Origin of the sequence: Methylobacterium sp. NMS14P (assembly GCF_028583545.1) — a bacterium.
In the GTDB taxonomy this organism is placed as follows: Bacteria; Pseudomonadota; Alphaproteobacteria; order Rhizobiales; family Beijerinckiaceae; genus Methylobacterium.
This window is the reverse complement of record NZ_CP087106.1, coordinates 1289738-1312420: the sequence shown is the minus strand read 5'-3', so window position 1 is coordinate 1312420 and position 22683 is coordinate 1289738. Positions and strand designations below refer to the sequence as shown.

The 22683-nt window shown below is 68.3% G+C and carries 13 protein-coding genes and 1 pseudogene; 7 read left to right on the top strand and 7 right to left on the bottom strand.

The genetic code is table 11. The annotated features are described in order from the left end of the window. Window positions 1-299 precede the first annotated feature (299 nt). From LOK46_RS06180 to LOK46_RS06165, 4 genes are all read right to left on the bottom strand, one after another. Window positions 300-2573 carry a rhamnan synthesis F family protein gene (locus LOK46_RS06180; RefSeq protein ID WP_273562962.1) on the bottom strand — a complete coding sequence of 758 codons (2274 nt, stop codon included), beginning with the start codon at window positions 2571-2573 and terminating at the stop codon, window positions 300-302. Window positions 2574-2751: 178 nt separating this feature from the next. After that, on the bottom strand, window positions 2752-4527 hold the full coding sequence (locus LOK46_RS06175; RefSeq protein ID WP_273562961.1) for a glycosyltransferase family 61 protein: 1776 nt from the start codon (window positions 4525-4527) through the stop codon (window positions 2752-2754). 42 nt (window positions 4528-4569) lie between these two features. After that, window positions 4570-5679, bottom strand: a complete 1110-nt coding sequence (locus LOK46_RS06170; protein WP_273562960.1) for an aminotransferase class I/II-fold pyridoxal phosphate-dependent enzyme — start codon at window positions 5677-5679, stop codon at window positions 4570-4572. A 126-nt stretch (window positions 5680-5805) separates the two neighbouring features. Continuing rightward, window positions 5806-6450 carry a NeuD/PglB/VioB family sugar acetyltransferase gene (locus LOK46_RS06165; RefSeq protein WP_273562959.1) on the bottom strand — a complete coding sequence of 215 codons (645 nt, stop codon included), beginning with the start codon at window positions 6448-6450 and terminating at the stop codon, window positions 5806-5808. Window positions 6451-6714: 264 nt separating this feature from the next. Here LOK46_RS06165 and LOK46_RS06160 point away from each other — a divergent pair, with 264 nt between their 5' ends. The 7 genes and pseudogenes from LOK46_RS06160 to LOK46_RS06130 all read left to right on the top strand — a co-directional run bounded on the left by LOK46_RS06160 (window position 6715) and on the right by LOK46_RS06130 (window position 18071). Continuing rightward, entirely contained in the window at window positions 6715-9387 is a 2673-nt protein-coding gene (locus LOK46_RS06160) for a glycosyltransferase family 61 protein (RefSeq protein WP_273562958.1), read from the top strand. 83 nt (window positions 9388-9470) lie between these two features. Further along, window positions 9471-10427 carry an NAD-dependent epimerase/dehydratase family protein gene (locus LOK46_RS06155; RefSeq protein WP_273562957.1) on the top strand — a complete coding sequence of 319 codons (957 nt, stop codon included), beginning with the start codon at window positions 9471-9473 and terminating at the stop codon, window positions 10425-10427. Between the two features lie 127 nt (window positions 10428-10554). Next, window positions 10555-11190: pseudogene (locus LOK46_RS32840) on the top strand (DedA family protein); the annotation flags it as partial. Window positions 11191-11791: 601 nt separating this feature from the next. Next, complete coding sequence (locus tag LOK46_RS06145; RefSeq protein ID WP_273562955.1) at window positions 11792-13945, top strand: hypothetical protein; 2154 nt, start codon at window positions 11792-11794, stop codon at window positions 13943-13945. A 43-nt stretch (window positions 13946-13988) separates the two neighbouring features. Continuing rightward, on the top strand, window positions 13989-15053 hold the full coding sequence (locus tag LOK46_RS06140) for a glycosyltransferase family 2 protein (RefSeq protein WP_273562954.1): 1065 nt from the start codon (window positions 13989-13991) through the stop codon (window positions 15051-15053). A gap of 164 nt (window positions 15054-15217) precedes the next feature. Continuing rightward, window positions 15218-15634: a hypothetical protein gene (locus LOK46_RS06135; protein WP_273562953.1), complete on the top strand. Its 417-nt coding sequence runs from the start codon at window positions 15218-15220 to the stop codon at window positions 15632-15634. A 52-nt stretch (window positions 15635-15686) separates the two neighbouring features. After that, window positions 15687-18071: a glycosyltransferase family 2 protein gene (locus LOK46_RS06130; RefSeq protein WP_273562952.1), complete on the top strand. Its 2385-nt coding sequence runs from the start codon at window positions 15687-15689 to the stop codon at window positions 18069-18071. Between the two features lie 123 nt (window positions 18072-18194). Here LOK46_RS06130 and LOK46_RS06125 read toward each other — a convergent pair whose 3' ends face one another. The 3 genes from LOK46_RS06125 to LOK46_RS06115 form a co-directional block, all read right to left on the bottom strand. After that, window positions 18195-19853 (bottom strand): GDSL-type esterase/lipase family protein, encoded by a 1659-nt coding sequence (locus tag LOK46_RS06125; RefSeq protein ID WP_273562951.1) that lies wholly within the window; start codon window positions 19851-19853, stop codon window positions 18195-18197. A gap of 22 nt (window positions 19854-19875) precedes the next feature. Then, window positions 19876-21120 carry a hypothetical protein gene (locus LOK46_RS06120; protein WP_273562950.1) on the bottom strand — a complete coding sequence of 415 codons (1245 nt, stop codon included), beginning with the start codon at window positions 21118-21120 and terminating at the stop codon, window positions 19876-19878. A gap of 78 nt (window positions 21121-21198) precedes the next feature. Then, on the bottom strand, window positions 21199-22542 hold the full coding sequence (locus LOK46_RS06115; protein ID WP_273562949.1) for a coagulation factor 5 8 type domain-containing protein: 1344 nt from the start codon (window positions 22540-22542) through the stop codon (window positions 21199-21201). Window positions 22543-22683 lie beyond the last annotated feature (141 nt).

The window sequence follows — 22683 nt, the reverse complement described above, 5'->3', positions numbered from 1 at the left end:
ACGCACGTAAGGGGGCCCGATCAGAAAGCTACTCCAACCGCCTGCTCTATGGAGGACAGCGATATGCCACGGTGAGGCAGAGCCAGGGGGCGCTCGGAGCCGGCTCGGGCGCATGACCCTCCGGATCGCAGTAATCGCTTCTTATGGTTTTGTTCGAATGCTTCGGTTTGTGTGTTTATCTGTACTCTCGAATGAAGCGAAGTGATCCACGGCCGTAAGGTTGATCAACAAGTCGCTGCCTCAGATTCATTCGCTGCGTTCGCAAAGCAGAGATTCAGGAGCCATCAATTAGAAAAATACTAAACTGTCACGATCGAAATATGCTTCATTGAGCGTGGGACTAATCCGCGTGACTGCAAAAGAGCGCTAAAGCTGCTTTCCGGATCACTATCTTGCGGAAGGCGGATTTGTAAGGAAAAATTCTTTACAAATGCATCGCTCTCGAAAAGCATCATATAGTCAGCAGGATTCTCGCCTGCGCGCTTTGCTATAATGGAAATGCTTTGGATTGCGTTGGCAAGATGTTGCCTCCCTGAAGTTGATGGATAGCTGTGCGCGACATATTGCAGATTCTCTTTCAAGGTTCCTGTGAAAAATTCGGCATTTAGCTCTGTGTAGCCGCATGGAAGGATCATCTCGATCAAATCTCTATTGAAAAAGACCGCCTGACGCAGCAGTAAAATCCGTCGCCCTCGCGCGAGACGGACCGCCTCCGCGACGAAATCGATAGCTTGCGTTTCAGCGGGCAAGTGGTGGAAGGCGCAGCCTTCCACGTTGCTTGCGAGGTGTGTCGTATCGTCCGTCGAGGCATGATCTAAGATGATTAACTCGACTTCTGTCGAAAATTGAGTCTCGCCAAATATCTGCATCAACGGATAAAGAAATTCAGCTTGATTGTGCGAAATGATAACAATCGAGAGAGTAGGTGAAATACATTTTCTCAGAGCAAGCTGGGATCCCGTCGCGAAAAATTGGTGCAGATTGTATAGGGCGTTGCGCTGCGATACGAGCCCTCTCGAGTAGTCGGCCATATCGTCGTGCTGCGCGGAGCGGCAAGTCAGCGCGAGGGATCGGTCCGCACGAGCGGTGTCGTAACCGAGACCGTTCAATTGCTGCCGCCACCCGGTGATATCGATCTTGACGGTACACCTATTGAACAGGGACGCCTTGACGTACGGCATTCCGTCTCGCGTCAGGTCGCGCCAACTGTCGAGCGTGGCGTTGGACTGATCGGTTGATTGGTAGAGCGCCGCGCATGTCAGGCCCTGATCGGACATGACGCGCGTGAACTTCGTCTCGTACTCGGCGATCACGTCGTTCTTGCGCCTGTACGACACCACCTCGTTGATGAACCGCTGGAAGGGTGCGGCGGTGAGGGCCCTGCTCTTGATGGCGAGGAAATAGCTCTGCAGGTGCCAGCCGAGCTGGAAGTTGTCGGTCAAGCCGACGATATCGGCCTCGGAGGCATCGATTGCCGCCAAGGTGCGATTGAAGGCGTCCTGCGTCAGCGGCCCGAAGACGCTGTCGTTGGCGAGGAAAACGATATCCTTTTGGAAAAAGTCCGGGTTCTCCCGGAGCAGGTGGGCCCAGGCCGCGAAATCGTAGCCCCTGTTGTCCCGTCGAACGATCACGTCCGCGAGCTGCGACACGGATGGCGAAACGTGGATCTGCGATGCATCGCTCGCGGCGATCAGCACGACGCTGATCCGGGAGGTCTTGTAGGCCGTCAGATGTTCGACGACATGTGGCTTGATCTGTCCACCCGGCGCGTGCGTGACGAAGAGAACGACGCGGCTCGACACGGCGCCCGCCTTCACCACCGTCAATTGCGCGCGTTCGATGGCTTCGTGCTCGGGAACGGCCGACGCGTTCGGCTTGCGCCCGGCTATGATGCCGTAGGCTATAAAATGCTCGAGCGGCGACAAACCGGAACTCGCGATGTCGTCGTACCGGCGCGTGTACCACTGCGCATCGAACACCCCGTCCCAGGCCGCGCGGTTCTCGGCGGCCGTATTCGGAGCCCTACCTTCGTAGATGCCCAGGCGCAGGTAGTGCTCTAGGGGGGATAACCCGGACGTCCCGACGTCGTCGTACCGCGCGGTGTACCACTCTGGATCGAACCAGCCCCGCCAACGGGCACGTGACTCGGCGCGTTCGTTCGGGCTGCGCCCTTCCGCGTGACCGTATGCCAGGAAGTGATGGAGCGGCTCCATGCCGCTCTCGGCGACATCACGGTTGCGGCGGAGGTACCAGATCGGATCGAACGCCTCGACCAGCGCCGCCCGTTGACGAGCCTTGTCGTTCGGAAAATATCGGCGTCCCTTACCGACCAATAGATAATGCGAGATCGGGTCACTGCCCTGTTCGATGCTATCGGCATAGAAGGCGGCGTACCACGACGGGTCGAACGCATCCGCGTTCAACAGGCTTTCAGCCCCGGCATTGGGGACGCGTCCTTCCCTTCGGCCGTAGGCCGTAAAGTGATCGGACGCCGTCATGCCGCTGGCCGCGATATCCGCGTAGCGCTGCAGATACCAGACGGGATCGAGATCAGTTAGGCCGTGTTCGTTCATCGCGCTCCCCGTATCGAACGCGCGACGGGCGTAGCGCTCGATCGCGGCCTCTCATGTTGCCGGTGAATGTGGATGGCGGGTGCCCTATCCGATGATCCAAGTTTTGCGATGCAATCCAGACGCGGCAACAGCCCTGCACGACCGCGTTCCGTCGCGGTTCTGGCGAGGACGGCGCGAATCAGCCACGGCCCATGAGCGCGTCGAGGCCGCGTCGCACGAGGGTGGGAGCGACCGTGTAATTCGCGTGAAAGGCATGCACCGCCGCGCCGGCAATGGTCTTGCCGCGGATGAAGAGCAGCTCCGCACCGCTCGACCGGATCATGCTCGTATATCCACGGAAATTAAACGATTGGTCCTCGTGGATCAACGCGAGGACGCGGGCCTTCGGATTGCAGAAGATGCAGTTGGTCAGTGCGGAACTGGCCGATCCGACGATCGTGTCTGCCGTATGGTAGAGTGCGACCTGCTCGGCGAACGACAGCTTCTCCGGATAGACCACCTCGAAGCCCTCGCGTGCGAGGAGATTGATGATCTCTGCCTCGTTGAGGAGCTGGCGCTGGACGAAGCCGCGCCGCGACAGAACGATCTTGCGTCCTGAAGGTCGCAGGTCCACCCCGCGGGCGGCCAGCCGCTCCAGCACCGCGCGCCGCATCGCGCCCAGCACGTCCTCAGGCCAGATAGCGTCATAGACCGGCACGCCAGGCCGCGAGTCGAACGGGAAGAAGATCGGCACCGGGGCGACGCCGAGCTCGCGGAACCGGGTCGCGAGCGCCGACAGCGGCAGGATCGGCCGGTCTTGGGTGTCGAGCAGCTCCACGATCTGGCGATGCGTGTCCGGCATGTGATCGTCGATGCAGATCGGAAAGCCAGAGGGGCAGGCGGCATCGTTGAACCACAAGAGGCGTGGCACGAACTCGAGCAGCCAGTGGCCGTAGTTCTTGCTCTGGAGCCCGAACAGCATCAGCCCAGCATCCAGAGTTTGCGTCTCCGCCGGCTCCTCGACTAGGGCACGCTTCGCTCCGTAGACCGCCGTCATGATCTGGTCGGGGTTCACACCGTCCTTGATGTCGGCGACACCGCTGAGCGGGTGCGCGGCGAGGTCGTAGATCAGGCGATCGCCCTGGAGCACGATGTTGCTGCGCGGGAAGGTCAAGCAGTCTTTGAACTGGGCGACGTATTGCGTCGGCGCGTCCAGCGTGCCGCATGTCGAGGTCAGCGCCACCGGGCCTTCGAGGAAATGGATCTCCGGTTCGGCGATCCGCCGGGGGCCGAGCAGTTCGTGGTATTCCCCCTCCCCTCCCGCAGCTGCCTGGCGGGCGGAGACGATATCGTAGATCCGCAGCGGCCCAAGCCCCAGGACGTGCCGCGTCCGCTCGTGGAGCGCCTGCGCCTCCTCGTGCCGGCCCGCCTCGGCCAGCGCGTTCATCTGCAGGATGCGCAGATTCCGGATCTTGCGCTCGAGGGTATCACCGTCGATCGTCAGCGCCTGCCCGCCCAGTTGGTCCCGCGCGATCCGCGCGAGGAGGTAGCTGCGCACTGCGCCCTCGGCATCGCCGGCGAGCTCGTACTCCCATGCGATGTGGACGAGCGACGGGTCGTCGTTCTGCCCGCGGTCCCCGGCCGCCGCCTTGGCCTCGCGCAGTTCCCGCAGCAATCCTTCCACCGGGTCGAAGACCTGGCGTCGGCACAGGTCGAGAATGCGCGTCCGGACGGCAGCGAGACGGTACTGCGCCGCCTGCGAGGGCGCGACGCGCGCGGCCAGGTCATAGGCGCGCGCGGCGAGGTCGAGCATCTTCTCGCCCTCGAGCCGGAAGGCCAGGGTGACGAGGTGCTGCGCGGCGATCTCCGGTCGGGCATCCGTCAGCGCGGAGAGACTGCGCTCGATCGCGTCGAGCGCGGCAGCGCCGTTCGAGCGGTTGGCCTGCGTCAGGATCTGCCGAAAATCGCCTTGCATCGTCCTCGACCGTTCCACTCGGCCCGCGCTCACCGTCGCCACTCACCGGGCCGCCAGAGACCGCTCCACACTGTTGCACACCGTGCCGATCTGCTCCGCTGTGATCGCCGGGAAAAACGGCACGCCGATCGCGCTCGCGGCCACCTCGGCAGTCCGCATCAAGCCGTCGTGTCGGCACGACGCGAAGGCAGGATGCGTTTGGCAGCCCGTCCCGTACCAGCGCCGCCACTGGATCCCGGCCGCGTCGAAGCCCGTCGTGACCGCCTCGGCGGCGGCGGACTCGAACAGCGCGGTTATTGTCATGGTCAGCCACTCCGTGCCGAAGCCCGGCTGCATGCGCACGCCGATTCGCTCGAAGCCCGTGACGTAGGTGAGCGATGCTTCCCGCAGCCGCTGGATGCGCGCCTCGAGGCCGTCGAAAACCGCCAGCCCGACCGCGGCGGCGTATTCGGAGATCCGGTAGTTGCCGCCCCGCACCTCCGAGACACGGCTGCTCGCCGAGAAGCCAAAGCCCGTCATGACAGTTGTCTTTGCCACCAGATCGGCGTCGGTGGTGAGGATCGCCCCGCCCTCTCCGATCCCGAGCGCCTTCGTGGCATGCAGACTCACGCAGATCGGCTGCGCGCCGACGCGGTGCAGGTTGAGCGTGGCGGCAGCGGCGTCGAACACCACCGGGATGCGGTGCGCCGCCTCGAACGCCTCCCAAGCGGCGACGTCTATCGGCGCGCCGTAGGGGCTTACCACCACGACGGCCGCAACATCACCCTCGGCCGACGCCAGGGCTCGGGCGGCGATCGCGGGGGTGAGCGCCAGGGTCTCGGGATCGACATCCGCGAAGAACGGCTCCAGGCCCACATTGACCGCCGCATGCGCGGTGGCGACGAACGTGTAGGCCGGCATCAGGCAAAGCCGGCCTTTCCGGCCGGCGATCCGGTAGCGCAGGGCGAGCTCGATGGCCGTCGTCCCGCTGCCGGTGATCGTCGCCGCCACCGGCGCGCCGCCGGCGCGCTCCGAGACGAAGCGGCAGAGCTTCTCGGTGAACTCCCGGGAGAGCGGCCCGTAATTGCTGTAGATGTGCGACTGATCGATCCGGCGCAGGTATGGGACGATGGCCTCCGTCTCCGGCAGGCTTGGAATGAGCACGGGAATCATCGTCGAGACACGTCCTGATTGTCGGCCGCCACCATCCTCACGCGCATGCTAAAGGTGACGCGCCCGCTATACATGGCCCGACAGGGCCGCGGAAGGCGGCGATCCGGACCCCGGCCATGTCCCATCCTAGGCGCGCCTCAGGGACCGCGCCGGATTGCCGAACACCGTCTGGCCCGGCGCCACGTTACGGATCACGACGGCGCCGGCGCCGACCACGGCGTGCGCGCCGATCCGCATCCGCGGGATCACGCAGGCCCCGGTGCCCAGGAATGCGCCCTCCTCAACGCGCACATGGCCGGCCAAGTGGACTCCAGGGCTCAACGTGGCGAAATCCTCGAGCACGTCGTCGTGGGCGACGGTACAGCCCGGGTTGACGAGGACGTGCTCCCCGAGGCGCGCATCCGTCGTGATGGAGGAATGGCCGAGGATCACGGCACCCGCACCGATCCGGCTGCTCGCTCCGATCAGCACCCCCGGATCGATGATCGAGGTGAATTGGGCGCCGATCTCCGCCCGAAGATGCGCGACCGCCCGGGCCCGGGGCCCGGGCTCGCCGAGGGCGACGACGAAGCGCAGGCTCGCGTCGCCCGCCAGGCTGCGCACATCCCGAACCACGGGCCGGCTCCGAAACGTCTCCGGCGCATCGATCCCGGGATCGACGATGCTGGCTTGCAGCTCGATCGCGGTCCCGTGCGCGTTGAGGCGTTGCAGGGCGTCGACAATCTCGCGGGCGAGCGCGCCGGCGCCGTACAGGACGAGGCGGACGGTCATTGTGCCTGGATCCGGGATCGGATCCGTCCGCGGCCCGAATGCAGCGTGTCGTTCCGGTCGTCGTCCATGCGCGGGGATCCCTGCCTGCCCGGTGCCCTGCCCTACACGAGACCGCGTGCACCCTCCAGCGCCGCGTCCGCTGGCCCTCCCCGGTGAGGGTTTCGGATATCTCGTCACGGCACGCCGGTTCCAGTACACCGCCCGCGAGGGCGCGCCGTTCGACCGGCGCGCGGACGGGCAGGGTCGATCAGGCGCGCAACCGACATGAGGCCGACACAGACCTTCATCGACCTGATCCGGACGGTCCATCGCGACAACGCGCCGGACGTCCTCGCGCAGATCCGCACCCTTGCCGCCGAGGAGCGCGAGCCGGTGCGGCGCGGCGCGCTGTGCCGGCACCTCGAAACCCTCGCGTTCCGGCTCGAGGGCGACGAACGGCTCGGCGCCGCCGCCGAGACCTATGACCTGATCGCTGCCCTGGTCCCCGGCCCCCGGGAGCGCTGGACGAGGGCCGCCGCCACGGCGCGACTGCGCGACCTATGCGAGAGCGGCCGGTTCGCCGAGGCCGAGGCTTACATCGCAGGTCTGCGCGCCGACGGTGAGGTGCCTGTGCTGATCCAGGACGGGCTTGCGACCCTGCTGCGGCTCGGATGGGCGTACGAGTGCCGGAACCAGCCCGAGCCGTGCCTCCATTGTTACCGCCTCGCCTACGATCTGAATGGCGGCGACGCGGGCGTGACGACGGAGGACGGAGACCGGCTCAGCACCAAGGTCAAGAACCTGCGCCGCCTGCTCCTCGATACCCTGCTGGAGGACGGGCGCTTCGACGCGGCGATCGCGCTCCACGCGACGACGCGCCACGTCACCGGCTCCGGGCCCCTGGAGGCCTACGACATCGTCTCCGTCCAGGACCTCGCGGCGGCGGGCGGCGCACGCTCCATCACGATGCTCCCGGAGCGCCGAATCGCTGCGCCCGAGTTGCGCTTCTGGGAAAAGCCCCCTGCGCTCCGATCGGAGGCCGGCAGCCTGGATATCCCGGCTCAGTATCTCGCCTTCCTGGAGGGGGCGCGCGCCTTCCCGCGCAGCAACATCGTCATCGCCGGCGGCAAGCTCGTCTACGACCTCGCCGCCCATCCGCGGCGCCCGGACATCCTGCTGCAGGACGGCCTCAACCCCGACCAGATCATGACCGCCGCCTTCGGGGCCACGCGGGCCCTCGTCGAGGTGCCCGAGGCCGAACACACGATCGCGGCCGGCCTCATGATGTTCGGCCTGCAGAGCCGGAACTACGGGCACTGGTTCTGCGAGTTCGTGCCGCGGATGCTCTGCTACAACGACCCGCGCTGCGCCGACGGGATCCCGCTCTGCATCGATGACCACATGCCGGGGGCGCACGCGGAGATCCTGGGCCTTCTCGACACGCGAGACCGGCCCGTGATCACGCTGCCACCCAGGTCCGTCGCCTTCGGGCTCCTCGGGATGGCGCCGGTGCCGGCCTTCTTCCCCTTCGACATGAAGCCCGGCCGCCCCTTCTACGACACGGTCTGGCCGGCCGACGTCTTCGGGGCGATCCGCCAGCAGATCCTCGACCGCGCCCGCGCGCGCGGTGCCCTCTCGGGACGGACCGACCGGCGACTGTTCATCTCGCGCAAGGCCTTCACCCAACGCGCCCTCGTCAACGAGGCGGAGATCGCCGAACGGCTGCGCCCCCTAGGTTTCGAGGTGATCTATCCGGAGACGCTGTCCTTCCTCGAACAGGTCGACGCCTTCCATTCCGCCGCCCTGGTGATCGGCTCATCGAGTTCGGCTCTGAGCAACGCCCTGTTCTGCCGGCCCGGGTGCCGGATCCTCGGCCTGATCCACGAGGAGCTCTCGTTCAACTTCCGGGGCTATGCCAGCTTCATCGAGGCCGGGGGCGCGCGAATCCTGTTCCTGCGCGGCTGGACCCTCCCGCGCCCTGGCGTGCACGCCTTCCACGTGAGCTATACGGTCGACCCGGGGCGGGTCGTGGCCGCCGTGGCCGCACTCGAGGCCGAGGTCGCCACCGGGGTGCCGGCCGGCTTTTCGATCGCGGCTGCGGACGATCGGCCGATCCGTGCGCCGGATCGCGGCGCCTTCCGGCTGCAGGACAAGCGGACCGTCGGGCCCGCGCGGGTCGACCCAGACCGGCTTGCGCGGGTCAGGACGCTCGCGGCCGGCCCCCATGCGGGCGCGGAGGCAGGCCTGTGCGCCCTGGAGGCGGTGGCCTACGTCGCCGGCGAGCCGCATTCGGATGAACCCGCCTGCGCGTCGCCCAGCATCACCGCCTTTGTCCGAACCTGGAGCGATCGCCTGCCGCAGGATGCGCGCGATGCCCTGATCCTGCCGCTCGTTCCGCGCTTGGTCGGCACCCGGGGCTCGGAGGCTCTGGAGCGCCGGCGGGTCGCCCTGGTGGCCGATTGGCTGATCCGCACCCACCTGCCGGCGTGGTTCCGCCTCGCCAAGCTGAACGTGGAGGGGGACGAACTGGCCGACCTGCCCGAGGTCGAGGACGTCGCCCAACTCGTCTCCCTGTGCGATCACCTCAAGCGCGCGCGCAAGCGGGCGGCCGTCGCCAACCTGACCCTGCGGCAGACCGGCTCGGCCGTTCGAGCCGCGGCCTGGGACGCGGCCCATCAAGCGGCCTGGGGCACCGTTCGGGACGCATTGGAGGCCGCGGGCCCGTCACTCCTCGCCGCCGGCTGGGACGCAGCCTACGCGGCGGCCTACGCGGCGGCCCGCGCCTGCGGGAAGGCGCCCCTCGAACCGACGCGGCAGGCGCTTCAGCGTTCAGCCCTGGCGCTGGTCGAGCGCATGATCGAGGCCCGTGAGCCCGATCCCGCCGATCCGGGCCGGCGGCCGGAAGATGTCCTTCTGACCCCCACGCCGATCCAAGACGGCGCTGAATTTCGGCCATGAGTGAGACCCGGCAGGGCCCGCAGCCGCTCGATCCCGCCAGATCCGGTCAGCCTGCGCCGTCCATGGCGGGGCTCCGCTGCCTCGTGCTGGGCGGCGGCGGCTTCCTCGGGCTGAACCTGTGCAACCGCCTCGCGGCGGCGGGGGCCGAAGTCACCTGCTTCAGCCGCAGCCACATCCAGTCCGAGGTGCTCGACCGACGTGTCGCCCGGGTCGCCGGCCAGTTCGCCGACCGCCTCGCGATCGCCAACGCCGTCGAGCGTCAGGACGTCGTCTTCCACCTGATCGCCGGCTCAATCCCGGAGAGTTCGAACCGGGATCCGTCCGCGGAACTGGCTGCCGCGCCGATCGCCACCCTGCATCTGCTCGAGATCTGCCGCTCGGCCCGGATCAAGAAGCTCGTGTTCTCTTCCTCCGGCGGCGCGATCTACGGTATTCCCCGGGCCATCCCGATCCCCGAGCAGGCGCCGACTGACCCGATCTCGGCCTACGGCATCGGCAAGCTGATGATCGAGAAGTCGCTCCACCTGTACCGGCATCTCCACGGGATCGACTACCAGATCCTCCGGATCGCAAACCCGTACGGCCGGTTCCAGCTTGGCACCAAGCACCAGGGACTGATCGGCAGCTACATCCACCGTGTCCTCTTGGACCTGCCGCTGGAGGTCTGGGGGACCGGGGAGGTGGTGCGCGACTTCCTGCACGTCGACGATGTCAGCGACGCGTTCCTCGCCGCGGTGTCCTATGACGGGCCGCACAAGGTGCTGAATGTCGGCAGCGGCAGGGGCTTGAGCGTCAACCAGATTATCGCCGAGCTGGAGGTGGCCTTCGGCCGGGATCGCCTGCCCTGCATCCACAAGCCGAGCCGCGCCGCCGACGTACCCGCCAACGTCCTCGACACCGCGCTGATCCGGTCCGAGCTCGACTGGCAACCACGCGTCGCCCTACGCGAGGGGCTCATCAGCACAATCGCGTGGATGCGCGCCCATCTCGCTGGGATCCGAGCGGGCGCTGCGGCGCCGTATCCTGCCCGTGAAGGATGAAGGGCCCGTGGCCGCGGTCGCGGCTGACAGCGCGACGGAACCTGTGCGGCAGGCCTGATCGTCACTCCGCCCCGGAGCGGCCACGTTTGTCGTCGACAGGGCGACCTGAGAGCCGCACGGAGACTACATGTCCTTCCTGCATGACCTGCCGATCGCCGACCTGATCGCGAACTATGGCTACCTGGCGATCTTCGTCATCATCACGCTGGAGAGCGCCGGCCTGCCTCTGCCAGGCGAGACGGTCCTGCTGACCTCGGCGGCCTACGCGGGCAGCACCGGCAACATCAACATCGCCGTGGTAGTGGCCATCGCGGCAACCGCGGCCATTCTGGGCGACAATGCCGGCTACTGGGTCGGCCGCCGCTGGGGTCTGCCCCTGCTCCTGCGCAAGGGGCACCTGATCGGCCTCGACCACGGCCGGCTCAAGCTCGGCCAATACCTGTTCCGCCGGCACGGCGGGAAGATCGTATTCTTCGGCCGCTTCACCGCGATGCTGCGCGCCTATGCGGCGGTGCTTGCCGGCGTGAACAAGCTCGACGCCCGCCGCTTCTTCGCTTTCAATGCGCTGGGCGGTGTCGCCTGGGCCTCGATCATGGGCTTCGGCGCGTATCTCTGCGGGCGCTCCATCGAGAACGTCATGGGGCCGGTCGGCCTCGGGCTGCTGGCCTTCGTCCTGATGGGCGCCGTCGCACTCTGGTTGTTCATGCGCCGGCACGAGGCGCGCTTGATGGTCGCCGCCGAGGCGGCGATCCCGGGTCCGCTGGAGGCGCCGGACGGGACCGCGCCGCAGGCGGCGCCGCTTGCGCGCGACGACGACGCCGCGCGGCGCGACCGGATCCAGGCGGATTTCGCCGACCACGTCGAAGCACTCCTGACCCAGAGGGAAGCCGGCCGGAGCGAGACTGGCCTCGATGCGATCGTGCCGCCGCGCAGACGAGCCCTGCCCCTGTGGTTCAAGATCCCCGCCCTCGTCGTCGCGTCGGCCGTCGGGATGACGCTGGTCTCGTGGCATGATGGCGTGACCGGTGGCTTCTACGGACGCCTCGTCGGCCATGTCGGGATCCTCGGCGCCGCGCTGATCCTCGTTGTGCCGGTCGTTTTCCTGATCGTCATCGGCTGGCGTCTGTCGGGCCCGGGCGCCGCGCCCGACACCGCAGAGCGGGCCGCCGGCGCGTTGGCTTGAGGGAGCGAGCCCGCGCTCAAGCACCCCCTCCGCCGTTGGGCAGGGTAGGCACACGGGACCCGCTATGCGAGAAGCCCCCGCGCTACGGCTCGGCAGGACGTGAGCGCGCCGGCCGGACGGCCAGACGTCCTTCCGTCCGGAGCCGGCTCGTGAGGGCGCGCCGAGAGAAACGGACGACGGCATGCATCCGGATCTGGCTGGATTGTTCGACGCGGATTCGGTGATCCGCCGCTACGGTCACCGCGGCGTCGCGACGCCGGTAGCCTACGCGGCCGAGGGCTGGTGCTCCGAACTCGACCCGAATCCCCTCTTCGATTCGGCCTTCTATCGGGCGCAGGTGTCGGCCGCGGAGGCATCCAGCCTCAGCCCGGCCGAGCATTACTGCGTCCATGGCGCCGCGATCGGGCTCGATCCCGGTCCGCTGTTCAGCACCCGCACCTATCTGACCCTCTATCCCGATATCGCCGCAGCCGGGGTCAATCCCCTTGGCCACTACCTCCATTACGGGGCCCCGGAAGGGCGGCTGCCCAACCTCCTGGAAGGCCGCGCCCTCGCCGAGGCCAGTGCGGCGGCGCTGACCCACGATCCAGAAAACCCCTATGCACGAGTCCAGGCTGCGTCCGAGCGGCTGCACGCCAACGATCCCGCGGCGGCGCTCGCGCTGCTGGCGGGCGGCCCGGTCGCCGGCCTTCAAGCGCTCCTCGTGCGCGTCGGAGCGCTGCTCGCCCTAGGGCGGCGCGACGGGGCGCTCGAGGCTGCCCGCGCAGCCGCGGAGGTCGAGGGCGCCGGCCTGATCGCCCGATGCGGTCTGGCCGCTTACCAGGCCGAGTCGCTGGGCCGGCTGGGGACCGCAGCGGCGGCCTACGAGATCGCCCTGGCGGTGGGCTGCGAGGATCCGGCCCTGTTCCGATTCCGCCTCGCAGTCATCTTCCGGACCTGGGGCCGGCTCGTGGAATCCGAGGAGCAGGCGCGCCTCGCCCTCGAACTCGGCGATGCCAGCCCCCATACCCGCGCTCTCCACGACCTCCTCGTCCGCGACCGGACTCAGGCCGAGCGGCTCCATGCCGAGAGCCGCGCGGTTCCGGATTTCGCGCCGCAAGCGTGGCAGGCGGCCAACCAAGCCTGGGCCGCCCACCCGCAGGTGACGGGTCCGACACGGCCGGCCCGGACCCGAGGAGCCGGCCTCCTCCTCGTCGATTCGAGCTTCCCATCTCGGTTCTCGGCGTTCCGCTACGGCGAGTTGCTCACCTACCTGTCGGCCATCCCGGACAGCCGGGCCGCCTCGTCGCTGCGCGACATCGACCGCTACCGGCCTGACCGGACCTTCCTTGACGAGCTGCGCCAGTTCGAGGCGGAGCATCCGACCCTGTCGGACCGGGTGCGCGCGTTGAATACCGGCCACGACCTCAGCGCCAAGGTCCTGCACACGACCTTCCTCCACAACGCGGCCGTGCTGCTGGCCTCGAATCCGGACCTGCGCGCAGAGCGCTTCGTCTTCACCCTATATCCGGGAGGGAGCTTCATGCCGAACGATCCGGTCTCGGATGCTAAGCTCCGGCGCGTGCTCGGCGATCGCCGCTTCGCCAAGGTGCTCACGACCCACACCCTGCAGCGCGACTATCTGCTCGACCGAGGTTGGTGCGATCCGGATCAGATCGCCTTCATCTTCGGCGCCGTCTCGCCCGATTGCTGGGACGTCGCGGCGAGCGCGCGTTGCTCGCGGATCGGCCGCCCGTTGCAGGACACGATCCGGATCTGCTTCGTGGCCCAGCGCTACACGGAGTTCGGCCTCGAGAAGGGGTGTGACGTGTTCACCGACCTCGTCCGTCGCTATGCGGACGATCCGCGCTTCGAGTGGCACTATGTCGGTGACTGGACGCCGGACCTGCTCGGCCTCACGCGGATCGACCGCGTCCGCTTCCACGGCGTGCAGCCGGCCTCGTTCTTCCAGGACTTCTATCTCGGCATGGACATTGTCATCTCGCCCAACCAGTCGCCGATGGAGCGTGACGGCGGCCGCGGATCGTTCGATGGATTCCCGACCACCTCCTGCGTCGAGGCAGGCCTGCGCGGCGTGGCGATGTTCCTCTCCGATTCCCTCGCCCTGAATCGCCGGCTCGACGGGACTCCCGCCTTGATGCCCGGCGAGGAGTTCGAGTTGATCACCCGCGACGCCGACGGGATTGCCGCCCGAATCGAGTTCTATGCCGGCGACCGCGAGGCGCTCCGAAGGCTGAGCGAGGCCGGCCGTCTCGCCATCCTGCGCGAGTACAGCTTCGAGCGGCAGATGGGGCCGCGTCTCGACCTGCTTCGGGGGCAGCTCGATGCCGCGTAGAAGTGCGGTCCCGCAGATCCCTCGGAGATAGGCGCGAGCGTCGATGATGCGGTTCCTGTCCAAGCGCGCGCCGCAATGGCGCGCGCAACCGGTGTCGGGGCGGGCCGCCGGGCGGCGCATCTCGGTCGTCATCCCGTCCTACAACCACGGCCTTTACATCGCCCAGGCAATCCGCTCGGTGCTCGATCAGGAGCGCCCGGTCCATGAGCTAATCATCGTCGACGATCACTCCACCGACGACTCCCGGGCGGTCATCGCTCGGACAATCGACGGTTATGACGGGCCGGTCCGGATCCGGTGCGAGCTGCTCGACCGCAACGGCGGCGCGCACGCGGCGATCGCGCTCGGCCTGTCAAAAGCAGGTGGGGACGTGCTCACCATCCTGAACTCGGACGATGCCTACGCGCCCGACCGGTTCCGGGTGATGCACGACGCGCTGCCGCCGGTCGGCGATTTCATCGCGTTCACAGGCGTCGACTTCATGGACGATGCCGGTGTCCGGCTCGCCGATGACGATCCGGTCCGCGTTTGGTACCGCGACGTGGTGGGTCAGGCGGGGGCCTGCCCGACCATCGGCTTCGCTCTTCTTCGCCACAACATCGCGGTGACGAGCGGCAACCTCATCTTCTCGCGCGGGCTTTACGACACGATCGGTCCCTTCGCTGCCTATCGCATGTGCCACGACTGGGACTTCCTCATCCGCTGCATGGTGCACGTGGAGCCGATCTTCGTGCCGTCCGCGCACCTCCACTATCGGACCCATCCGACCAACACGCTCAAATCCACCGGCGACCTGATGCATGGCGAGGGATCGGCCGCGCTGAAGACCTATCTGTCGCGGATCGCCCATGGGCCGACACCCAACCGGCTGGCGCCGACGCCCGAGAACTGGCCGGTCTATTTCCGCTTCTTCACCGCGACCTACGCCCCCTGGTTCACCGGGGAGCCGATCGAGACTGTCGCCCGACAGCTCTTCTCGGCATCGGAGGCCGCCCCGTCCTGGCTGGTGACGGGCGCTGCCACGGCGGGCGGCTTCCTGACGGCACCCTCCCCCGAGCAGGACGCCCTGGCGTTGCGCCATGTCGTCGGACTGCTGATGCCGCGCTGACACGGTCCGGGCGCGCTGGTAGCTCAGGGTTGACCGGTCTGGGGGGCAATCGTATCACCCGGCCTCACCCGACAGGAGCGCGCTGTCGCGCCGGTCCCCGGCCGTTCACGCCGCGCCCATGCGCGCAAGCTCCTGAGAGCGTCGTGATTGAGACGGAGCCGACCGTGGGCGAGGACGTGGAAGCGCTGCGGGCCGAGCTCGCCGAAACCCAGACACGGCTCAAGGAGGCCCAGGGCGAACTCGCTCGTCTAGTACGTCTGGCTGAAGCCGATCTCCAGCGCCGGCGCCCCGGTGAGCAGTCGAGCGTTGTCGCATCCTCGGTGCGCCGCCCGGCCGCCAAGGAGGTAGCTGCTCGGATCGCCCGGTTCGCGCACCTCTACCGCGAGGCCGCCACTGCCACTCCCGATCGGGCCCCCGTCGTACCCGAGGCGACGATGCTCAGTTGGCTCGAAACCTCCGGTCTGTTCGACCGTCAGTTCTACCTCGCATGCAACGACGACGTCGCGAACGCCGGGGCCGACCCGACGCATCACTATTACAATCACGGCTCCGAGGAAGGACGCCTCCCCAGCACCCTCTGAGGGTTTCGTCTGGGAGAGTGGCCTGCTGACGCGCGTTCGAGGGATCTGATCGATGCAGGACGGTGCAGGAGAGGCCGCGCCGGCGCTCGAGCCGTGGCAGGACGATTTCGCGACGATCTACGCCAGCGGCCTGTTCGACCATATCGGCTACGCGACGCGCTATCCCGACGTGGGTCTCACCGACCTGTCGCCCCTCGAACATTACGTGAAGTACGGCGCCCGGCTCGGGCGCCGGCCCCGGGCCGACTTCAACGCGCCGCCGGACGAGACCTTCGACGGCAGCTTCGTCAATCCCTTCGCGGCCTGGATCCGGGCGCGCGCCGAGACCCAGCCTGCGCCGGCCTGGAACCGGCCGGTCGTCTCGGTCCTGTGCATCAGCTACAACCAGGCGGCCTTCATCCGGCAGACGCTAGAGAGCATCCTCGGACAGGCCACCGACTTCCCCTTCGAGCTGCTGGTCGGCGACGACCGCTCCACGGACGGGACCGCCGAGATCATCGCCGAGTACGCCGCGCGCCACCCCAACCTCGTGGCGATCCTGCGCGGCGAGAATCTCGGGCCGAACCGGAACTTCGCCGACCTCACGTCCCGTGCCCGCGGCGAGTTCGTGGCGATCTGCGAGGGCGACGATTACTGGACCGACCCGCGCAAGCTGCAGCGGCAGGTCGACTTCCTGCGGGCGCGCCCGGAATTCACCCTCTGCTTCCACCGGGTGCGCGTCGTCTACGAGGACATGCCGGGGGTCGACGAGCTGTACCCGAAGCAGTGCAGCCCGCAGCCGTCGCTGTCGGACCTCGTGGCCCACAACTTCGTCCAGACCAACAGCGTGCTCTACCGCTGGCGCTACCACAGCGAGGAGGCGTTCGTGTTCGACGAGGGCATCGCCCCCGGCGACTGGTACGTCCACCTCATGCACGCCGAGGTCGGGCGCATCGGCTTCCTGCCGGAGGTCATGGCGGTCTACCGCAAGCACGCCGCCGGGATGTGGGCGACCTACGCCAACGAACTCGCCCGCCACAAGAAGCTCGGCAATTCCGAGATCGCGTTCTTCCGAAAGCTGCGCGGCCATTTCGGCGGCCGCTACGCGGCGGGCTACGAGGCCGCGCAGAAGTCGATCTTCCGGCGGCTGGCCGAGGCCTACCTCGACGAGGAGGACGTGCCGAGCCTCGGGCGCCTGATCGAGGCCAACCCCGACATCGCCCGGGACGCCTTGAGCGACATGGGCCTCGACGCGCCGGATGATCTCTCCGGCGCGCCGGAGGCGCTGCGCGCGTGGCTGCTGGAGCAGCTCACCGTCAGCGTCATCGTCACGGCCTACAACCACGCCGCCGATATCGGCCGCTGCCTCGACGCGGTGCTGGGCCAGCGCGGGCTGTTCCGCCTGCAGGTCGTGATCGGCGACGACAAGTCCACCGACGGGACGCCCGAGATCGTAGAGCGCTACCGGGCGCGCGATCCGGAACGGATCGCGGTGCGGCCCCGGCCGCAGAACCTCGGCATGCTGCGCAACATGCATGACTGCCTCTCCGCCTGCACGGGCCGGTACGTCGCCTTCTGCGAGGCGGACGATTACTGGCTGTCGGACCGCAAGGTCGCCATGCAGATGCGGATGCTGCGCAACGACCGCAAGCTCGACATGTGCTTCAACTGGGTGCTGCTCCACTACCCAGCGACCGGCTCCTACGTCCCGCACGACGAGCAGGGCCGCTATCCCACCGGCACGATCAGCTTCCCGGTCCTGGCGAACTCGCCACTGACCGCCAACTTCTCCTGCTGCTTCTACCGCGCCGAGGCCCTGCGCCGGGTGCCGGAGGCCTACTACGCGAACGCCTCGGCGGCCGACTGGCTGATGAACCTCTACGTCGCCGACAAGGGCCGGATCGCGTTCCTGCGGGAGCTGCTCTCGGTCTACACGGTTCAGGAGAAGGGCCAGTGGTCGGGCCTGCCGGAGGACATCAAGAACGCCCGGATCGCCCAGTACCAGAAGGAGTTCGCCGGAATCTTCGGCGAGGGGCGCGGCTTCGAGAAGTACGAGGTCGGCTGCACGGTGGCCGAACTCGATGGCGAGCTGCCGGATTCCTTCGCCCGCGCGAACCTGGAGGCCCCCCTGGACCGGGTCTGGGCCGAGATCCAGGACGGGCAGGTGGTGCTGGCCGGCTGGGTCGTCTCGGCAAGCCGCGCCAGGGCGACGCTGATCGTCGAGGCCGACGGCGAGGTCCAGCGTATCCCGGTCGACGTCCACCGGCCGGACGTGATCGCGGCGGTGCTCGGCGACATGCCGACCACGATGGAGGAGGCGCGCTGCGGCTTCCGCTTCAGCCTCCCCTACGCCCTCCATCTCGAGGTGCTGCTCTCAATCGAGGTCGAGCACGAGGTCGTGCCCTGGCTCTCGGTGATCTTCACCCACCGGGTGAAGCGGGTGATCGAGCAGGGCTGAATCTCGGCCCCGCACCGGGCGGAGCGATCCCGTGTAGCGCGACGTGCCCCCTCTCCCGTGCGGGAGAGGGGACCCGCGCCAATCCCGGCTCCGCGGCCCCAGTAAGACGCCTTTGGCTCGGCCCTATCGCCGCCGACCGCCGAGGAGCTGCCGCACCCGGGCCAGCGGCGTGCGGGCGCGGGCCCGGTCCAGGGCGCTGCGGATCTCGGCGGCCAGGCGGGCCGCGACGATCTCGCGGGCGGGATCGTCGTAGTGGACGATGTCGTAGAAGGCCCCCTCCTCCCGGTCGCGGAAGATGCCGCTGAGGTCGAGGGCCGTGAAGGTGCGCCGGTACGGGCGCCACGCCGCGAGCTGCGCGGTGAACGCCTCCAGCTTGGCGTACTGCCGGTCGAGATAGGCCAGGAATGCCCCCGAGGCGACGCCGCGCTCCACCTCCGTCAGGTGGCGCTTGCGCAGGACCGTCGGCTGCAGAACGCTGACGATCGGCACCCGGTGGTCGTGCGACAGCTTGGTCAGCCGGTGCGCCGCCAGTTCGTAATGGTGGACGATCGCGTCCTCCCAGCCGGGGCTCTGCCAGCCCACCTCGACTCGCAGCCGCTTCAGCTCCTCGTAGATCAGCGTGATCAGCGCCTCGTAGGACAGGCCGTCCTCGCGGGCGCGGGGATCGTGCGTGTCGAAGAAGTGGTCGTAGAGCCGCTGAGTGATGAAGGCGTTGTAGGGATGGCCCGGCCGGGGATCGTAGGTCCAGGGCTGGAACAGGTCGGTGCTGCCGCTCAGCACGACGATCGCGTCGGGGCTGTAGGTGACCAGACGCGACCAGATCAGGTGGGTCATCTGCGTGAGGCAGCTCGACATCACCCCGAAATTGTAGACCTTCGCGCTCTCGAGGCCGCCCGCCCACAGGAGCCGCTCGATGCGGCCCGGCAGGGTGTTGGCGATGTCGCCGCCGTCGATCGTGGTCGAGTCGCCGACGACCAGGATCCGGGTCTCGCCCTCCGGCTTGCGCTCGACGATCGGGACGGCGTTCAGGAAGCCGTCGGCGTCGAACGGGACGCCGTAATGGCTCGCCCCCGGCTTGCCGGCGAACTGGATGAACGGGCTCGGGAAGCGTGTGTTCGAGTCGAGATAGCCGAAATGGTGCAGGAACTTGCGCCGCCGCGCCGCGTCCTCGCTCTCCGGTGGGGCCCAGATCTGCTCGACGCCCGGGGCGGTCAGAGCCGCCATCATCGCGTCCCTGAGGGCCGCGTAGCCGGAGGCGTTCAGCCGGATGCCGTCATCGCTAAGACCGGGCCTGAGCGCCCCCGTCCCGGTGGCCAGGACGGCGTCGTAATCGACGAACTGCGCCCCGTACGCCTGCACGTGTTCGCGCAGCCACGCGTTGACCTGCGCGATGAGCGGGATGGGTAAGCCGGCCGCGGCCGGCGCGGCCGGATCCACTGGCGGGATCGAGCCGACCCAGGTCCGCACGTGGAGGTCGCGCGCGTCCTGCAGCATCGCGGCGACGTCGGCCACGATGCTGTCCAGCGACGGCGCGGACTTGCCGCTGAGAATGTCGTCGCGGCCGCCGATGAGGTGCAGGCCGCGGGCTCCGTAGAGGGCGATGTCGGAGCGGAGCCGCCGTCCCATGTCCCGGGTGGACTGCCCGGCGATTCCGCGCGGGACCGTCTGGGGTCCGGAGAAGAGCGCCGGGGTCTCGGCCACCAGTTCCGCCGTGACCGAATCGCCGAAGAAGAGGATCGGCCCGAACGGGAACAGCGGCTTGTCCTGCATCGGCGTGCTCATGCCGTCGCGATCGGGGGCGGCGTCAGCGCGCCGCGAAGATCTCGATCCCGTCGAGGTGCAGGTGCTGCTCCTCGTCGAGATCGATCTTGAGGTAGCGGGACCGCGCGTTGTCGAACCGCAGGTGGAGGGGCAGGCCGGGATGGCAGTGGGCGTCCACGGCGTCGAAGACGAGGCGGTATTCGCCCTCGGTCTCGCCCAGCCAGACCCGCATCAGCTGCGCCCGCTCGCTGAGCTGCCCCCACCGGTTGTAGATCCGGATCTCCGAGACCCGCTCGACCGCGCCGAGATCGAGGACGAACCAGGGGTTCCGGTCGAGCCCGGTGTGGAAGAAGAAGGACGGGTCGCCGGTGGTGCGTTCACCGTAGATTCCCGTGGTGCCCGACCAGGGCGAGGCGGAGCTCGCCGTCCAGGTCTTGCCCAGCGCGATGTTCTCGGAGGGCCGCGTCGCCACCAGCGTGTCCATCTCCAGCTCGTCGATCAGCGTCCGGATCTGCTTGGACGGCTGGCGCAGCGGCGGGATCTCCAGCCCGAGCTTGTAGATCAGGTTCGACAGGATGCTCTGGTCGAAGCGGTGGTCGATGAAGCCCTCGAGATCCGGCAGCCCCATCTGGTTGGGGCTGTCGGTGACGACCCGCGCGTCGCCGGCGTAGCGCAGCCACTCGGCCACGAGCCGGCGGGTGGCGGGGCTCACCATGAAGGCGATCCAGGAGGCCTGGATCTGGTCGGCGTCCCAGTAGCGCGCCGCGTCGCAGTCCATCAGCACGAAGCAGTCGCGCTTGGTCCAGGCCCGCTGCGGCTTGCCGTGCAGCACGCCGACCGCGACCCGGCGGTCCGAGCCGTCGAGCCAGGTGAGCAGCGGCGCCACCGGCGGCAGCGGGTCGTCGCCGACCGCCTGCATGCCGGTATCGCTGAAGACGATGAAGTCGCCGTCGCGGCGCTTCTCCAGCGCCTCGGCGATGACGTAGGGCTTCCAGGCCCAGTTGCCGGCACCCCGGGACCGGTCGAGGATCTCGCGGTGCTCCCGGTAGAACGGCGTCTCGCGCAGCCGGTCAGGGGACCAGCTCTCGATCGTGTCGAAATCGCCCGTGGCGGCGGCCGAGGCCACCAGCCGGCGCTGGCTCTCGACGTAGTGGTACTTGGCGGCGAAGCTGACCAGGGTGGTGTGGCGCGGCCGGAACCGGCGCCGCAGCCGCATCAGCACCTCGGCCCGGTGCATGTCGAAGGCGTTGACCTGCAGGGCCTCGGGGGATGGGTCAGCGCTGGCCAAGTCTGTCCTCCGGCGGTGGCTCGAGGGCTTGTCACCGGTTTTGCCAGCTTCGGCAAGGCGGCCGCGGCGGGGCCAGGCTCAGGCGTCGTCGAAGGCGAGGTTCTCGGCCGGATAGGCGAGCATCAGCGCGCGGCGCTCGGGCGAGTTGTCCCACTCGCCGACCTTCGTGTAGCCGCCGGCGACGTCCAGCACCTCGACGACCCGCCCGATGGTCGGGATGCTCTTGAAATGCTGCGGCCAGCCGGAGGCGAAGTAGAAGACCTGCTCGACGTGCTCGGAGAGCTGGCAGACCCCCGGCCCGAACGTGCCGAGCCCGAAGACGAGGTAGCGCCCGTTCATCAGCGCCGCGACGTCGTCGATGAGGGTGCCGCTCTGGGTCGTCAGCGGCACGCCGATCTCGGCGATCCACGCTTCCAGCACCGGGATCACCGGATTGAGCCGGTTCTCGAACACCATCTTGATCCGTGTGATGCGGCCCTCCGCCAGGAGCCGCCGGACCACCATCTGGTAGAAGGCGAGCGGCGGCTGCGGGTAGGTCGGCGCCACCCAGGTGCCGAAGATGTCCCCCGAGCGGATGTGGATCAGCAACTCGTCGTCGGGCTTGGCGGGGATCTCCGCGGGCAGTCGGTTGAACAGCGGCCGGATGCAGGTCCGCACGATGTCCCGTGTCTCGGCGGGACCGAGGGTGCCGGCGAGCTGCTGGATGCCGAGATCGAAGTACATCCCCGACAGGAAGGCGCCGTCCGACGGCAGGGGCTCGGAGCCGGGAATGAACGTGAGGCCTCCGCAGGTCAGCGGGCCGGTCAGGCCGATCACCTCGCTCCGGTCGACGGCCGGGAGCTTGATGTGTTTCAGGTTCAGGTTGCGGGCGATGCCGATGGCGAGCAGCAGCTGGATCAGGCAGTTGCCGAAGGCACCGCACTCGTAGAGCGCGAGCCCGACCAGGGCGCGGGAACGCGGCCGCTCGGCGCTGACGAGGCGGTAGGAGACGTAAGGATTCGCGCCGGGCCGCTCGTCGGCCATGTCGAAGGGCACGTCCAGCACGCGCCGCAGGGCGATGAGGTCGAAATCCGCCCGGTCGCACAGCACCCGCACAGCCGGCGGCTCGACGCCGGCGGGAGCGCCCGGGACGACGCGGATATGGCGGGCCCAGGCGCCCTCCCCGGCAGCGAGCACCAGGGCCCCCGCCCCGCTCCGGGCCGCGTCGAGGTCCGGCTCGCGCCAGACCTGCCCGTCGTCGGAGAGGGCGAAGCACGGCGGCGCTCCGGAGGCGCCCGCGATCTCGACGCGGCGGACCGGGCAGCGGAAGCCGAGATCGACCTGGAAGCTCGGCGGCCCGGCCGGGCGGCCGGTCTCGCCGGCCGCGGCGTCGGCGCCGTGCCAGGGCCGGCCGAACGCCGCATCGATCAGGTCGCCGGTCATCGCGTCTCGCGGTGCGAAGGGAGCGGTTCGGGGCTCGCGCCTCGAGTCCTTGTCTTCGCCGGCCGAGCCCTCTCTGTCGAGGCGGACGTGAGTATCTGATCACCGCGCCGCGCGAGGCACGGCGCGTCTTTCCGTTCACGC

Bases quoted from the DNA above. Each gene is read 5' to 3' on its own strand.
- LOK46_RS06180 (WP_273562962.1), bottom strand. From the start codon at position 2,573: ATGAACGAACACGGCCTAACTGATCTCGATCCCGTCTGGTATCTGCAG.
- LOK46_RS06175 (WP_273562961.1), bottom strand. From the start codon at position 4,527: ATGCAAGGCGATTTTCGGCAGATCCTGACGCAGGCCAACCGCTCGAAC.
- LOK46_RS06170 (WP_273562960.1), bottom strand. From the start codon at position 5,679: ATGATTCCCGTGCTCATTCCAAGCCTGCCGGAGACGGAGGCCATCGTC.
- LOK46_RS06165 (WP_273562959.1), bottom strand. From the start codon at position 6,450: ATGACCGTCCGCCTCGTCCTGTACGGCGCCGGCGCGCTCGCCCGCGAG.
- LOK46_RS06160 (WP_273562958.1), top strand. From the start codon at position 6,715: ATGAGGCCGACACAGACCTTCATCGACCTGATCCGGACGGTCCATCGC.
- LOK46_RS06145 (WP_273562955.1), top strand. From the start codon at position 11,792: ATGCATCCGGATCTGGCTGGATTGTTCGACGCGGATTCGGTGATCCGC.
- LOK46_RS06140 (WP_273562954.1), top strand. From the start codon at position 13,989: ATGATGCGGTTCCTGTCCAAGCGCGCGCCGCAATGGCGCGCGCAACCG.
- LOK46_RS06130 (WP_273562952.1), top strand. From the start codon at position 15,687: ATGCAGGACGGTGCAGGAGAGGCCGCGCCGGCGCTCGAGCCGTGGCAG.
- LOK46_RS06125 (WP_273562951.1), bottom strand. From the start codon at position 19,853: ATGAGCACGCCGATGCAGGACAAGCCGCTGTTCCCGTTCGGGCCGATC.
- LOK46_RS06115 (WP_273562949.1), bottom strand. From the start codon at position 22,542: ATGACCGGCGACCTGATCGATGCGGCGTTCGGCCGGCCCTGGCACGGC.